Annotated in this window: 10 protein-coding genes; 7 read left to right on the plus strand and 3 right to left on the minus strand. The window is 41.0% G+C overall.

What is annotated here, in order from left to right; genetic code table 11:
• Nucleotides 1-45: 45 nt before the first annotated feature.
• The gene (locus tag BM130_RS02785; protein ID WP_010527903.1) at nucleotides 46-2,760 is read right to left on the minus strand and encodes a TonB-dependent receptor; all 2,715 of its coding nucleotides are present in this window, start codon (nucleotides 2,758-2,760) and stop codon (nucleotides 46-48) included.
• 581 nt (nucleotides 2,761-3,341) lie between these two features.
• Between BM130_RS02785 and BM130_RS02790 the strand changes: the two genes are divergently transcribed.
• Nucleotides 3,342-4,394, plus strand: coding sequence for an endonuclease/exonuclease/phosphatase family protein (locus BM130_RS02790; protein WP_010527902.1), 1,053 nt, complete (start codon nucleotides 3,342-3,344; stop codon nucleotides 4,392-4,394).
• Nucleotides 4,395-4,476: 82 nt separating this feature from the next.
• Here BM130_RS02790 and BM130_RS02795 read toward each other — a convergent pair whose 3' ends face one another.
• The gene (locus BM130_RS02795; RefSeq protein ID WP_074964253.1) at nucleotides 4,477-5,982 is read right to left on the minus strand and encodes a peptide MFS transporter; all 1,506 of its coding nucleotides are present in this window, start codon (nucleotides 5,980-5,982) and stop codon (nucleotides 4,477-4,479) included.
• Nucleotides 5,983-6,214: 232 nt separating this feature from the next.
• Here BM130_RS02795 and BM130_RS02800 point away from each other — a divergent pair, with 232 nt between their 5' ends.
• From BM130_RS02800 to BM130_RS02830, 6 genes are all read left to right on the plus strand, one after another.
• Nucleotides 6,215-7,723, plus strand: a complete 1,509-nt coding sequence (locus tag BM130_RS02800) for a bifunctional ADP-dependent NAD(P)H-hydrate dehydratase/NAD(P)H-hydrate epimerase (RefSeq protein ID WP_010527900.1) — start codon at nucleotides 6,215-6,217, stop codon at nucleotides 7,721-7,723.
• A gap of 165 nt (nucleotides 7,724-7,888) precedes the next feature.
• The gene (locus BM130_RS02805; RefSeq protein ID WP_237706143.1) at nucleotides 7,889-9,037 is read left to right on the plus strand and encodes a DUF4831 family protein; all 1,149 of its coding nucleotides are present in this window, start codon (nucleotides 7,889-7,891) and stop codon (nucleotides 9,035-9,037) included.
• 106 nt (nucleotides 9,038-9,143) lie between these two features.
• On the plus strand, nucleotides 9,144-10,604 hold the full coding sequence (locus BM130_RS02810) for an aminoacyl-histidine dipeptidase (RefSeq protein ID WP_010527898.1): 1,461 nt from the start codon (nucleotides 9,144-9,146) through the stop codon (nucleotides 10,602-10,604).
• A 319-nt stretch (nucleotides 10,605-10,923) separates the two neighbouring features.
• Nucleotides 10,924-12,702, plus strand: coding sequence for a chloride channel protein (locus tag BM130_RS02820; protein ID WP_010527896.1), 1,779 nt, complete (start codon nucleotides 10,924-10,926; stop codon nucleotides 12,700-12,702).
• Nucleotides 12,703-12,987: 285 nt separating this feature from the next.
• Nucleotides 12,988-14,268, plus strand: coding sequence for a serine hydroxymethyltransferase (glyA, locus tag BM130_RS02825; RefSeq protein ID WP_010527895.1), 1,281 nt, complete (start codon nucleotides 12,988-12,990; stop codon nucleotides 14,266-14,268).
• A 446-nt stretch (nucleotides 14,269-14,714) separates the two neighbouring features.
• The gene (locus tag BM130_RS02830; protein WP_010527894.1) at nucleotides 14,715-15,470 is read left to right on the plus strand and encodes a sulfite exporter TauE/SafE family protein; all 756 of its coding nucleotides are present in this window, start codon (nucleotides 14,715-14,717) and stop codon (nucleotides 15,468-15,470) included.
• Between the two features lie 98 nt (nucleotides 15,471-15,568).
• Here BM130_RS02830 and tolA read toward each other — a convergent pair whose 3' ends face one another.
• Nucleotides 15,569-16,489, minus strand: coding sequence for a cell envelope integrity protein TolA (tolA, locus tag BM130_RS02835; RefSeq protein WP_010527893.1), 921 nt, complete (start codon nucleotides 16,487-16,489; stop codon nucleotides 15,569-15,571).
• Between the last annotated feature and the right edge of the window lie 121 nt (nucleotides 16,490-16,610).

The raw sequence follows: 16,610 nt of genomic DNA on the forward strand, positions 1-16,610 counted from the left end.
TATCAGTCTATCAACCTAATGGCCTATCGGACTATGGGCCTTATATCAAAACCTGAAATTGACATTCAGGAAATAATTGATACCCTGGGCATAATAATAGCGTGAAGGGAATTTATTGATGTCATAGGTATCAAAATCAAATCGCCCCTGTTCATAGCCTCCGGATTTAAGGTCGGTATTATCTAAAACATTATTAATGCTTAAATTGATACTCATTGAATAACCACCCCTTAGTCGTATGGATTTACCAATTGAAACATCGAGAGTACCACCTGCATCATACTTTTCCTGTTCAACGATAGCAGCTACTTTTTCATCTCTTTCTTCCTGACTCATAGCCTGGAAAGCTACAGCACTTTCAGTCCTTCTGACCGGCGAAAGGTCCACATAATTGCGGTCGAAGTAGTTGTAATTGATGTCAAAGAACCAATACCTGGGATGGAAATAGCTAAGTCCAATACTTCCTGCAGTTTGGGGTGTTCCGCCGACATAAAAATTCTTCAGGTAAACGGTTTCCATAACATCGTCCTGACTACCGTTTTCGTAGGTAACATATCCGTCGGGTCGGTTTTTGTATTGATATTCGGCAATGGTACCTACCGCTTCGAGCGTTATTTGTGAAGTAAGGTCGATGGCCACCCCTAACTCCAGTCCATGGTGAACCTTCTCGATATTGGTCATAGCATAATTGACGAAGGTACGGTAACTGTCGTGATAAAAACTGTTGAGCTCATTTTGATCATAAAAGTTGGTTTGAAAAAGAGTAGCTCTACCATTTATAAGAGGTGTAGAAATCAGATAGCTAACATCGGCAGACAAGATTTTTTCACTGCTCAATCCCGGCAAAACATCATCTTTGGTTCTTGCAGATAAATAGGCATCATAAGGTAGTGGTGCCTGTGTTTGGTACAAAGCATTCAGAGAAACCATGTGTCGACCGGTAATTTTAAAAAGTCCACCGGCTTTGAAAGCGTAATCCCAGAAGTCATGAACACTTCCTTTCCCGTAAGAATTATCAGGGGCACGCCCATTTTTCATATTTCCGTACCGATAAAATGAGGTGTAACTCAGCTTAGCGGCGTAATAAAAATCGGTTCGGGGGAATGAAAATTCATTTTGCAGCCACAATTTTCCGCTGTTTACATAAATTTCGTAATCGTATCCGAAGACATCACCCTCGGTGACCATCCGATTAGGATTATTCAAATCGTTTTGGACCTTGTCGGGATCACCCGGAAAATCACGTTCGGCAAACTGATCTACATCCAGCCAGTATTGCGAGCCAAGCAGGTCGTCAACGGTTTTATAAGTCATTCCTTTGGACGTTTTAAATTCAATCCCAGCGGAAAGTGTCAATTGTTCGTTAATATCGGTTCTGAAGACAGAATTAAAGATACCTTCCAGCAAGTCGTTATGTCGCTCTTCCACCATATATAAAGCCCTGTCACGCCCATAGTTGACCTCATAGAGTCGGTCCCAGTCGATTTGGCTTACAGAAGGGTCATTTTCCCAGGCTTGCGTATAAAGCGCTTTCATTTCATCGGTGCTTTGCCAGGATGGCAAATAGCGGTAATAATCGGGCCGAGGGTCGGCCGAATTATACCAGTTTAAAGCGGTAGTTCCGTATTGATTATAACGGGCACCCAGTCCGGTGGTAAGCTCGGAATGTTCATTAATTTGCCAGCGATGAGAAATCACCAGCGCAGGGTCAAAGGAGGTGGCAACGCGGGAATTACGCTTTTCGCCATTCTGGTAGCCCCAGTAGGGATTGTAATAGTTATTGTTGGTCAGGTCGTAGGCTTCCTGAAAAGAAGCACCTTGACGGCCTCGTCGGTTGGGTGCCCCAAACGTTACTAAAGACAAGGAATGCTGATTTCTTTCGCCAAAATATTTTTCGACGGACAGAAAGTAGCCAAAACTATTATAACTGGTACCTTCCACATATCCTTCATCGGCATAACGAAAACCTATGGCTCCGGTAACCGCCAGGTTATTTGCCATCAATCCGGTAGAGTAAGATGCAATTCCCCGATAACGATACGTTCTGTTTGTCAAAGAAGCGGTAATTTTACCACCTTGTCCATAGCTGGCAGCGTTGGTAATAATATTATTGGTGCCACCAATATCTCCAAAGCCATATCGCGATGCTTCCAGACCAAGCGTGATATCTTTGTTCCGGGTAACATCGTTCAATCCGCCAATCATGCTGTAGTTAAACATCCCCCGAATAGGATCATTAAAGTTAATACCGTTAATATAGGTTTCCGTATATCTGCTATCGAAACCACGAACCCGAAAGCGCATGCTTCCAAATTTATATGCAGCACCGGAAAGATATATATCATCCGAAGCACCTTGCAGTGAAACAATATGTTGCTGCCCAAAATCATCTTCCGACTCGGTGTCCATCACTTCAATGGTAGGAAGTTCACCAAATACTTCATCGAGGGGATAGAGGAAAATATCGCCCAATACAATATCCTCTCTTTGGCCAACCTGAATGGTTTTAGTAATTGATTCAAAACCGGAACTTGAAATGAGAAGTTGCGCTGCATTATTAGCAATAATCTCCATGGAAAAATACCCATTCTCATCAGATATAGTCTGAATATCGGTATGGGTTACTGATATTAAGACCCCCGGAACAGGATTTCCGCTAACAGCATTCAAAATCCGGCCACTGATTTTGATTTGTTGAGCCCATAAGGCAGTGAGCGGAAAAAACAAGGTAATAGAGAGAAGAATAAAAACTTTTCGCATTTAGGTTTAAAAATTAAAATTAGACAATCTCTATATATTTTGTTTCGACAATTAAAACCTAATGTTACCACAAATAATATTTTCGCCAAATATTCGTATTATTTTTTAAAGTATCTACACAAAAAAATTAAATTTTTCTTAAGACCACCCCATCACTCTCGGGGTTGCCAAACAAACATTTTAAATTCAGACCAAAAATCAACCTAAAATAACTTTAACCCATTAATAATCTTCGTTTCTTCAAAACAGGAAACAATAAAATATAAGCCCGAATCATGCATGCGCTTTTTTCCAAATTTCAATCACAAACAGATAACAATAATTTATGACGATCGAATGTAAAGAACATAATAATTGGTTGGATATAAGTTTAAAATAAAAAAATTAAAGAGTCCATGAGATTTATCAATGTTTTCAGGAATCACCTGATATTTCCGGAATATAAATATGAAAGTCTATTACACTGAAGTATTTTTTATAGTAGAACAATTAAAAGTGATTATTTTTGAAATGTTAAAATAAATACCTGCCCAAAGTAAAAAATATCACAAATACATTTGAACATAGAATTTAATAAATCCATGAAATCAAAAATTTACGTAACAACAGCACTGGTATTAATGGCCATATTATTGGCAAGGCCGGAAAAAGGGAACGCCCAAAAAATACGGGCGGGCATAATTGCCTTTTATAACCTGGAAAATCTGTTTGATACCCTTGACACGCCCGGCGTGCTGGATACCGAATTTACCCCAGATGGTCCCAAACATTGGACATCAGAAAAATACTGGACAAAAATAAATAACCTTGGGCGGGTAATAGCTAGAATAGGTTCTCATGAAAACATAAACGGACCGGCTATCCTGGGAGTAAGTGAAGTAGAAAACCGAACGGTATTGGAAGATCTTGTCCATTCCGAACATCTTAAAAACTTAAATTATCAAATCGTTCATTATGATTCACCCGATGAAAGAGGTGTGGATGTTGCCTTGCTTTATCAACCGCGTTATTTCAAAATAACCAATGCCCGAAATGTGCCCTTATTTCTTTTGAGAGAGGATGGTGAACGCGATTATACCCGCGACCAATTGGTTGTATCGGGATTATTTGATGGTGACCCTATGCACATAATCGTTAATCACTGGCCTTCAAGATATGGTGGGCAGAAAGCCTCAGCCCCGTTGCGCATAGAGGCTGCCAAACTCACCCGATCGCTGGTGGATTCGATTCGTACCATTCATCCCAATGATAAAATTGTTATTATGGGCGACCTGAACGACGATCCTATCGATAAGAGTGTAAAAAAATACCTAAACACGGAAGGGAAACAACAAAAAATTAAAGATGATCAACTCTACAATCCCATGGAAACGCTATACAAAAAGGGCATTGGATCTTTAGCCTATCAGGGAAAATGGAATCTGTTTGACCAAATTATTATTACCCCCAACATGCTTGAAGAACAAGATGGCTATCGATTAAATGCAGCACGAATTTTCAATGATGCTTTTTTACTGCGAGATGCCGGCAGATATAAAAAATATCCACACAGGACATTTGTAGGCAATGACTTTCAGGGGGGGTATAGCGACCATTTACCGGTTTATATAATTGTTGTAAAAAATATTCGATAGGGCAAAATAAGTTCACAATAAGAAAAACCTGCGTCCCAGAAAGGGTGCAGGCTTTTCTATTATAAAAAGTAACGTACTCGAATTAATCGACTCCACGCATAAGCTTTTTCAGCCAGGGGGAAATCAAGTACATCAGTAATGCTGCCGAGCCGGAAGTAATCACCAGGAAGAGGAACAGATTCATTCCGGGCATATAGGTTTCGAGAATGCTTTTGAGCGCTCCGGCCAGATAGTTTGCCAAAGCAGTAGAACCGAACCATAACCCCATCATCAGAGATGTAATCTTAGGGGGCGACAGTTTACTAATCATACTCAGTCCGATAGGACTTAAGCAAAGTTCACCCATTGTATGCAACAGATATACGGACACCAGCCAGAGAGGACTCACCAGATTCTCGGGTGAGGCTTTCATATCGGCGGTATACATGACCACAAATCCTAACGACAAAAGGGTAAGGCCCAGACCAAATTTCACGGGTGTATTGGGGTTATATTTTCCCAACCAGATCCATAACATAGAAAAGACCGGTGCCAGACCAACAATTAATGCAGCGTTAACCGACTGAAACCAGGAAGCATTAATTTCAAAGCTACCAATCATACGGTCGGTCATATCACGGGCAAAAAGATTAAAGGTTCCGCCGGCTTGTTCGAACCCTGACCAGAAGAAGATGTTAAAGAAACAGAACACCAGGATGGCACCGATACGGCTCCATTCGGTCTTTCCGGTAGTATTTTTAATAATCATATAAGCAATGACGGATATAGCGCCCAGAGCAACGACTCGGATAATCCAGTCGGTAACAACTTCGGGCATAATCCACCATGTTTTGACAAAAAGATAGATAAATCCGACGATGGCAAGAACCCAAATCCATACTTCACCCCAATCGCGCGCATTTAACCGTTCCACTTCGCCAGTAAATTTCCGTTTGGGGCCAAAACCAATGGTTCCCAGCTTACTTTGTTCAATCCAAAACCAAATAACGCCCAACACCATACCAACAGATACGGAACCGAAGCCCCAGGCCCAGCCTACCGACTCGCCCAAATATCCGGCGATAAAGGGTGCCAAAAAGGCGCCAAGGTTGATACCCATGTAAAAAATGGTAAAGGCAGAATCTTTACGCGGGTCACCATCAGCATAGAGCCGCCCAACCATGGTAGAAATATTGGGTTTGAAGAAACCGTTTCCAAGAATGAGAAGTCCTAAACCAATAAAAAGCCAAAATTCACGAAGCGTTTGGATAGCTTCACCGCCCTCCGGCACTGCGATATACTCTGAATAAGCCAATGCAGCCTGGCCCAAAGCCATCACAATACCACCAATAAAAACCGATTTGCGCTGACCTATAAAACGGTCGGCAATAATACCACCCAAAATAGGTGTCAGGTATACCAAACCGGTAAATATTCCATAAATTTCAAGGGCATGATTTTCGGCATAAGCAAAACCTCCGTTAACAATACTTGACGTAAGATACAATACCAATAAGGCACGCATGCCGTAATAACTAAACCGTTCCCACATTTCGGTGAAAAACAGTACCCATAACCCTTGGGGATGTCTTTTTGAAGATGTGTCCATTCTTTTGTTTTTTTAATTTGGTTTATTTGCGTTGCAATTATTTTTTTTTGCTACATTTTCAGTGTCGGATGATTCACTCATCATCATTTCTGGAAAATGGACAAACGCTCGATGACCATTTTCCCGGAAAATTACCGACAGGCCTAATCAAAAAACAAACTAAATTACAAATAGCCTGTTACAAAAATACATTTTGTTATTAAAGTTAAAAGTATCTTTTCTCATAATTGTTATGAAAATTCTTACATCGTCACAAACAGGAACAGTAGACCGTTACACCATCGAAAACGAACCCATTGGTTCCATTCATTTAATGGAACGGGCTGCCACACAAGCATATCGTTGGATAACGACACATTATCCGGCGACATCATTTAGCATATTTGTTGGTCCCGGCAATAATGGAGGTGATGCTCTAGCCATTGCCCGCATGCTTTTGGAAGAAGGCCGGAAGGTTGGGGTCTATTTATATCGGTCGGAAAAATTATCACACGATGCCACAATTAACCTGGAAAGGCTCAAAGCGTTTCCATCTGCAAAAATAACAGATTTATCGAAACAATCTCTATTGAATATAAAACCAACAGGCAAGGTAGCCATTGACGGACTCTTTGGTTCAGGACTCAACAGGCCTCTTAATGAGAGAGCTTCTGATATCGTATCGTATATTAACCGAAACTTTCCACAAATAATTTCCATTGATGTTCCTTCGGGATTATTTTGTGAGGATAACAGTCATAACCATAGAGTGGCAATCGTAAAAGCTACATATACACTTACATTCCAGATGCCAAAACTGGCCTTTCTCTTTCCCGAAAACCGTGAATTTATCGGTAACTGGATTGTTCTTCCCATAGGTCTTAGCCATCAAAAAATAAAATCGACTTCCACACCCTGGCAAATAACTACGGAAAAGGAAATTAGAAGTTGGATACGCCCTCCGCACCTTTTTGCACATAAGGGAACAATGGGGCATGCTCTTCTAATAGCAGGCAGTTATGGAAAAACAGGGGCAGCATTGATGGCATCACGTGCCTGCCTCAAATCAGGAGTAGGTCTGCTTACTGCACATGTACCACATAGTGCTGTTGCCGTCATGCAGACAGCGCTTCCCGAAGCCATGATAAGTGCCGACCGCTCGGATATCATATTTACGGAATTTCCGGACCTGTCACCATATAATGCCATAGGGGTAGGCCCGGGCCTCGGCACAAAAACCAACACTCAAAGAGCTTTGAAAGAATTACTAAAATCAGCCCAAAACAAAAAACTAGTCATAGATGCTGACGGTTTAAATATCCTTTCAGAAAACCGCGAATGGCTGAATGACCTGCCGCCACAAACTGTGCTTACCCCACACCCCAGGGAATTTGAAAGGCTTTCAGGACCTTATGAAAACGATTTTCAGCGATTAAATACAGCCATAGAATTTGCCCAAACATATAAAGTGGTGTTGGTTCTAAAAGGCGCCTATACCGCAGTTATTTCACCCGAAGGGAAAGTAGGTTTTAACCCTACCGGTAATCCGGGGATGGCTACTGCCGGAAGCGGTGATGTGTTGACGGGTATTATTTTGGCTCTTTTAGCTAATGGCATCGAACCATATGCTGCCGCACGCGCCGGCGTTTATGTTCATGGTTTAGCAGGTGATATGGCGGCATTAAAAGGCCAAAGAGCGACTATTGCCTCTGACATCATCGAAAATTTAGGTCCTGCCTTTGCTAAAACCACGGAGCTATAAAATATAGCTTTCTACAGCATATTTTGTTACCTTTGAAACGAGCTAGGCTATTAGGCTGATAGGCTGGTGGGTTGATAGACTAATCACTAATAATAATGCCACTAGACCAAAGAGTTCAGGAAAATTTACACGAATACAAACCATGAAACTTTAATATTATTATTTATGCGACAGATGAAGAAACCTATGTCCGTTCTAAATGGTAAACTTTATTTCCCGGGCCAATATTTAATTTATGGGCTTTTTTTATTGATGATGGTATCGTGCAATGCACAACAAAATATTTCACAGGGGAACGTATTTCCGGCCCGGGAACCCCTTCCTCAGGAAGGCATATATTACCATTTGCCTTTAACCGTGATAAATGTGGAAGTTACAGCCCGCCAAACCACCGAAAAAAGAGGACCTTATTACAGATATTCGCAGCGCTTTCTCAACTTAAACGATATCATCACCGAAGATCGCACCACATGGGAAATTGTAGATGCACGTATTTATACCACCGGAATACCTGACCCTAACCGTATTTTTCGAATTACGGCACAGGGAAATCCTTCCTTAGCCGCAGTAGCTCTGACACCTGACGGAATACTAAGAGGGATTAATATTGACGAACCCAGGCAAAATGGTGTTCAACCACCAAAGCAATTTATGGGTGCTATGCCTGAAAATGACTTATCATTCGATGATGTACCGTTCACTGAAGAACAGCTAATCAAAACCTCCAGTGCTGCCACTGCCGAAGAAGTAGCTGCTGAAATATATCGTTTACGGGATGCACGCCGAAGACTTCTGGAAAGTGATCTGGAAACCTTACCGCCCGACAATGGAGCCTATGAAAGAATTCTAAATGGAATTAATGAACTAGAGAATCAATACTTATCCCTCTTTAAAGGGAAAAAAGAAACTTTCACAGTCACCAAGGTATTTTCTATCATCCCTGATACATCCATGTCCGGGAACCAGGTACTATTTAGATTTTCCGAACGAAAAGGATTTACAGACCAATTGGATTTGACAGGAACTCCGGTTTATATCGAAATAGAATCTGTCTCTCCTATCGCAAATCGTTCCTTAAATCTTCCGGATAAACAGGAACAACGTACCGGACTGGTTTACTGCAAACCCTCCAAAGCTCATATAAAAATTATTGATCGTACAGTATTGCTCACCGAAACTGATGTCCTGATTGGGCAATTTGGCTCGTTACATCAACTGCCACCCACGCTTTTTGATGACCCATCAATTACCTTAAAACTGGATACCAGAACCGGGGCATTATTAAACATAAAGACCCAAAGAATAGATTTTTAGATATTAGATAAATAGATATTAGACAATCAGACCTTAAATATTGAGAAAATGAGGGATTAACCGTCGAAGTAAAAACATTTGTAACACAATAAAAAACAATAAAATAATGAACACCAATATTTCAATTTTAGAGCCCCAACAACTTTGGCACTATTTTTATCAACTCACACAAATACCCCGCCCTTCAAAAAATGAAGGAGAGGCAGTACGTTTTGTCGTTAACGAAGGGAAAACCTTGGGCTTAGAAACCATTAAAGATGAGATTGGTAACGTAATTATTCGGAAGCCGGCCACACCAGGTATGGAAAATGTCAAAGGAGTGGTTTTGCAGGCTCACCTGGATATGGTACCTCAAAAAAACAGCGATAAACAGCACGATTTCACCAAAGATCCCATAGAAGCTTATGAAGAAGAGGGATGGGTAAAAGCTAACGGAACCACTTTGGGGGCTGATAACGGCATAGGTGTAGCCGCTGCCCTTGCGGTACTGTCATCAAAAAACCTGAAGCATGGTCCCGTTGAAGCCCTATTTACCATTGATGAAGAAACGGGAATGACCGGGGCTAATCACTTAAAACCAGGAATACTAAAAGGTGATATTTTAATTAATATGGATTCTGAGGACGAAGGGGAACTATATGTGGGATGTGCCGGAGGGACCGACGCCAATGCGGTTTTTACCTTTATGGAAGAAGAATTCCCCAATGATTTTGTGGGTATAAAAATCAGCCTTACGGGGCTAAAGGGAGGCCATTCCGGCATGGACATAAACCTTGGTCGAGGAAATGCCAACAAGTTAATGTTTCGCCTGCTAAAATATTTAGTAGCAAATGAAGAAGTAAGACTATCTTCTATTGAAGGAGGATCTCTTCGGAATGCCATTCCCCGGGAAGCCTTTGCCATAGTAGGTGTTCCTAAAGAAAAGTTAGAGAGTGTAAAACAGACCGTTGAAAGATTCAAGGACATTTTTCTCAATGAATTAAGCAGTGTGGAACCACATCTTCAATTAACGATAGAAAGCATCAAAGAACCATCCTTTTTAATGGATGAGATGACTCAGGACGATTTGATCAACGCCATCCAGGCCTGTCCCAATGGGGTAATAAGGATGAGTACAGATATTCACGGATTGGTTGAAACATCTCTGAATCTGGCCATCGTACAAACAGTTAATAAAGAAGTGCATGTGAAAGCGTTAATACGTTCCTCTGTAGATACGGCCAAAGAAGATGTGGAATCAACGCTGGAAAGTATCTTTCTTCTGGCCGGGGCCAATGTATGGTTTGATGGACAATATCCGGGATGGAAACCTAATCCCGATTCAGAAATATTAAAAATCATGCAATCAGTTTATCAAAACAGATGGGGGAAAACTCCGGAGATAAAAGCCATTCATGCCGGACTTGAATGTGGTATCCTGGGAAGCGCCTACCCTAACTGGGATATGATATCCTTTGGACCTACCATAAAATTCCCTCACTCACCTGATGAAAAAGTAAACGTGGAATCGGTGAAAAAATTCTGGGAATTTCTGATCGCCACGCTGGAAAATATTCCATCAAAATAAAGATTTGGGACTTAAAAGTTTATAATCCTTTGAATAAAAAAACAACATAAACACACAAAATGATTTAAAACGGGCATGACCAAATGGATTTGTCATGCTCGTTTTATTCAAATAAAAACTGCCTCCGAATATCCAACACAATTTAACATGCCAATTTTGAATTTCAATGGCTAAAGCAATACCTTTGCACTTCGAAAACGGGAATGAAACAAATGCCTGATGACCAGAAAACTTCACCTTGCTAACCAGGGCCATTCCGACAAATCTTATTTCCCAATATAATTCAAGAGCAAAAACCAATTTTTTTCAAAATCTCCAAATGGAAACAGCATCTAAACTATTAGGACGATTTTTAATTTGGCGAGTAAAACACATTTCGCAAAAACAACTGACACTGATTCTAAGTTTTATAATAGGAATCAGCAGTGGGTTGGCCGCTGTTATCTTAAAAAACACCATTCACTACACCAATCAACTTCTGACAGAAGGCTTTAATCTTGAAAATCAAAATTTTCTTTATTTGGCCTATCCCATTTTAGGCATCACCTTAACGGTTTTATTCACGCGCTTTATTGTTAAAGACAACATCAGCCATGGCATCACCAAAATTCTGTATGCTTTTTCCAGAAAAGGCGGATACCTCAAACCACATAATTCCTACACCTCTATAATTGGTAGTACTTTCACCATTGGTTTTGGCGGGTCAGTAGGTGCAGAAGCCCCCATTGTACTGACGGGTGCATCTATCGGTTCTTCACTGGGCCGTATGTTTCACCTCAACCAAAAAACGATAACCCTATTGGTTGGTAGCGGGGCCGCCGGCGCCATTGCCGGTATTTTTAAGGCCCCCATCACCGGATTAATCTTTACTTTAGAGGTATTGATGCTTGATCTTACCATGGCTTCGGTAATACCTCTGCTAATTTCATCGGTTACTGCAACAACCATAGCTTATTTGTTTTTGGGGAAAGGTGCCGAATTTACGTTTCATCTGCAAGACCAGTTTTTACTTAATAACCTTCCTTGGTATTTAGTACTGGGCGTTCTCGGAGGCTTAATATCTCTGTATATGACATGGAGTAGTATGTTTATGGAAGGTCGTATATTGAAAATAAAAAATCCATTTCTGAGATTATTGACAGGCGGTGCCATTCTCAGCTTTTTGATATTTCTTTTTCCACCTTTATACGGTGAAGGATATACTACAATTTCTGCCTTGCTTAGTGGAGATGCAGATGCCATATTGGAAAATACGTTTTTCTATAATTTCAGAGATAATAATCTGGTCATTCTAAGTTTTCTTGTATTACTCATTGTATTCAAGGTTATAGCCACAGCAGCCACCAACGGCAGTGGAGGTGTAGGCGGCATCTTTGCTCCCACGCTATTTACGGGTGGTGTTACCGGATTTTTCATGGCCAGGGTTTTAAACCTCATGGACTGGGTCAACCTACCGGAAGCACATTTTTCATTAGCGGGCATGGCCGCTTTAATGGCCGGAGTAATGCACGCGCCCCTGACAGCCATCTTTCTTATCGCAGAAATTACAAACGGTTATGCGTTGTTTATTCCTCTTATTTTAACCTCAACAGTATCCTACCTAACCATTATGTATTTTGAACCTCATTCCATATATACCAAACGCCTGGCCAAAAAAGGGGAATTGCTTACTCACCATAAAGACAAAGCGGTACTTACCCTCATGCGCCTAAATAAAGTCATTGAAACCGATTTTAAAAGCGTAAAACCGCAACAAACATTAGGCGAACTGGTAAAAATAATTGCTAAGGCTCGTAGAAATATTTTTCCGGTATTAAACGAAGATGGAAAGCTTTTAGGTATTGTTTTACTGGATGATATTCGGGAAATAATGTTCAACAACGAGCTTTACAACAACACTAAAGTTGAAAATTTAATGACCATACCCCCGGCCTTTATTGAGGCCAATGAAAACATGGACCAGGTCATGCGAAAATTTGAGGAAACAGGAGCCTGGAATTTACCCGTTGTAGATAACGGCAAATATCTGGGTTTCGTTTCCAAATCAAAAATATTCTCAGTATATCGCAGGGTATTAATTCACTTCTCGGATGAGTAATATAAATGTCTACAAGAAGTGAAAAAGCATCTAACGTCAATGTTTTAGGCGAATTTTATTGATGTGAATTGCCAATAAAAATAAATGGAATTTTTACCTTTGGGAAAATAAAATTATAACTCAACAATATCGCCTTTCTTTTAATAGATTGCGGCAATGGTTTCATAAATATCGATGGCGAGAAAACAGGAGGTTTTAAGCCCCGATAAATTGCTATAAAAATCTCTAGAAAAATAAGCTTGCTATGAGCAATCTATCACAAAAGGCCCGAAACGACACAAAACCATGAAGAGAGACGAAAAAATTTTTGCACTGATCGAAAAAGAGAAGCAACGCCAATTGAACGGCATTGAATTGATAGCTTCGGAGAACTTTGTGAGCGACCAGGTTATGGCAGCCATGGGATCATGCATGACCAATAAATATGCAGAGGGGCTTCCCGGGAAACGTTATTACGGTGGTTGCCAGGTGGTTGACGAAAGTGAAACACTTGCCATAGAGCGACTAAAAGAGCTTTTTGACGCCGAATGGGCTAACGTTCAGCCTCATAGTGGGGCACAAGCCAACATGGCTGTGTTAATGACGGTATTAAATCCGGGCGACAAATTCTTAGGTTTGGATTTAGCTCACGGCGGTCACCTTTCTCACGGGTCCCCGGTTAACAGTTCCGGGAAATTGTATCAACCCATTGCGTATGGAGTAAAAGAAGACACAGGGCTTGTCGATTATGATATGATGGAACAACTGGCACTGGAACATAAGCCCAAATTAATAATTGGAGGAGCTTCGGCCTATTCCCGGGATTGGGATTACGAACGTATGCGTGCCATTGCCGATAAAGTAGGTGCAATTTTGATGATAGATATGGCGCACCCTGCCGGCCTCATCGCCGCCGGATTACTGAAAAACCCCGTTAAATATGCACATATAGTAACTTCTACCACCCACAAAACTTTGCGTGGCCCACGGGGAGGCATCATTCTGATGGGAAAAGATTTTGATAACCCCATGGGAATAAAAACCAAAAAAGGGGAGATAAGAAAAATGTCATCTTTACTCGACTCGGCAGTATTCCCCGGTATTCAGGGTGGACCACTCGAACACATTATCGCCGCAAAAGCTGTTGCTTTCTATGAAGCGCTGCAACCCGAATACAAAGAATACCAAAAGCAAGTTCAGAAAAATGCCCGTAAGATGGCCGAATGTTTTATGGCCAAGGGATATAAAGTAATTTCGGGAGGGACCGACAACCACAGCATGCTCATTGATTTACGCACCAAATTTCCCGAATTGACAGGTAAAAAGGCTGAAAACACCTTAGTCTTGGCCGACATCACCATAAATAAAAATATGGTGCCATTTGATGATCGCTCACCCTTCCAAACTTCTGGAATCCGTGTAGGAACAGCTGCTTTAACCACCCGCGGATTAAAAGAGGAACATATGATTTCGGTTGTGGACTTTATCGATGAAGTATTGAGCAACCCCGATAGCGAAGAAACCATTACATCGGTACAGAAAAGAGTAAACGAAATGATGAAAGATTTTCCCATTTTTAATGGATGATTTGTATCGATTAGAGGAATATCTTTTCCAATCACTATAAAAAGTGTCGAATTTCGGCACTTTTTCTTTTTAGTGAAACGGGCTTGCTGATTTTCGCCACAAAAGGACATGAATAAGAAAACTAAGGCCATTAGATCAATAGGCCATTAGGCCATAGGTTAATAGGTCAATAGACGATTAGGTTGTTAGGATTGAAAGGATGGATGTGCTAAATTGCTAATACGATGATATGCTGATTTTAAAAGAATGTTTCTGTAAAATATTAATCTTATATCTAATAACCTAAACATCTTGTATTTGATGTACTAAATAAACTAACCACTAATGACTAACTCTTTTATTCCATTAGACCAATAACTTATAAAACATTTGTACAAATTAAATAGAGATAAACAAAAAAAGAAAATAATAATTTTCTACCATCAAACATCATAACCTATTTATTAATGGACTTCCACCAAGCATTATTACTAATACTTGCCGGCATAGCAGCTGGAGTTATCAATACCTTTGCCGGAAGCGGCTCTTTAATTACACTGCCCTTATTAATGTTCATGGGACTTCCGCCGGCGGTTGCCAACGGTACCAACCGCATAGGCGTAGTATTTCAAAACCTGGTGGCTACGGGCAACTTTATCCGCCAGAAGGAATTGCAACCCCGCCAGGAATGGCCATTGATTATCCCTACCCTTTTTGGTTCATTATTGGGGGCCGCACTGGCGGTGGAAATAAAAGAAGATATCCTTAACTACTTCATTGGCGGCCTTTTAGTAGTCATGTTTTTTGTAATATTACTTAAACCAACAACATGGATAAAAGGCAAAGCCGGAAAAATGAAAACATCTAAATCAAAGTGGATTAACAGCCTAATCTTTTTTTTCATTGGCATTTACGGTGGGTTTATACAGGCAGGTGTAGGCCTCTTTCTCCTTTCCGGATTGGTCCTGGGAGCAGGCTATGATTTAGTAAGAGCCAATGCCGTAAAAGTGCTGATGGTTTTAGCCTTTACTCTGGTGGCAATGGTCGTTTTTTTATCGGCAGGTCAAATTGCCTGGAGTTACGGATTATGCCTGGCAGCAGGTAATGCCCTGGGTGCCTGGTTCGCATCAAAATATGCCAATAAGATTGGAGCTAAAAACATCAGATATATTCTTTTGGCTGTTGTTTTATTTTCCGGACTTAAAGTATTGGGGTTGTTTTAATAGAGCTTCACCTCAAGTCATTATAAAATCCCGCAAAACCATATAACAGAAAACACAAAACCCACTATAGTTTTGTATTAAATTCTGTTATAAAAAAGCTATTCCAAACTAAAATGATAGGTAATGGTTCCTTTTTGATATGCCGGAGCATCCGGGTCGGAATTGAAGCGTGCTTTCATGGCGGCTTCTTTTGCCACTCGCCACAAATATGAATTTTGTGTTGTAGTACCTTTTAATATGGGCTGGGCACCTACAACATTTCCGTTTCGATCAACGGTTATTTCCACCACAACAATCCCTTCTTCTTGTATATTATACTCTGGTTTGGGTAAAGCACCACTCAAAGACCGGCCGCTAAGATCAAAACCTGAACCACTTTTCCCTTTTCCGGTACCGGTGTAAGTACCTAATCCGGGTTCTCCGCCAGGTGCACCTTGATTGCCCGATCCGCCGGCTTCACCTTGCGAAGTACCGGTACCGTCGGTTTTACTGAAGGCATTGGCCACTTTATTTCGAGCTTCCTTCGCTTTGCGTTCCAGTTCTTCCTGACGTTTACGTTCTTCTTCCAGCTTTCTCTGACGTTCCAATTCTTCCTGACGTCTTTTCTCTTCTTCGATACGTTTTTGCCGCTCTATTTCCTCTTGACGCTTACGCTCTTCATCCAATCTTTTCTTTTCAGCCTCTTGCTTAGCTTTTTCTTCTTCGCTAATGGCCGGTGCTTCTTCGAAATCTTGTGTATTGACAGTCTCTTCTGATGTTTCGGGTGTAGTTGCAAGCGGTGGGCTAACGGGCTCAGGCTGATTGGTAGGCTGTTTATTTTGTTCACCTGCCGGTTGACTGCGAATGGGCTCAGAAGCTCCCATCCCAGTAAGTCCATCGCCAAAATCGACTAAAATACCTTCCTCCTCTCTTGGCATACTGGAAAGACCCAACACCATAAGAAGTATAAGCAGCACCATATGAAAAATGGTACTCCCTATTACACCTGCTCTTTTATCTTTTTTGGATGGATTGGTCATCTTTTGTAATTTAATCCTCAAAAAATAACTTCATTAGTTTTTCCTTAACCTCTTTCTCTAAACACTCATTAATCACGCCCAATCTTCTTCTAATTAAACTTTTCGGGACGGTCACCAGCTT

Origin of the sequence: Thermophagus xiamenensis (genome assembly GCF_900112795.1) — a bacterium.
In the GTDB taxonomy this organism is placed as follows: Bacteria; Bacteroidota; Bacteroidia; order Bacteroidales; family Marinilabiliaceae; genus Thermophagus; species Thermophagus xiamenensis.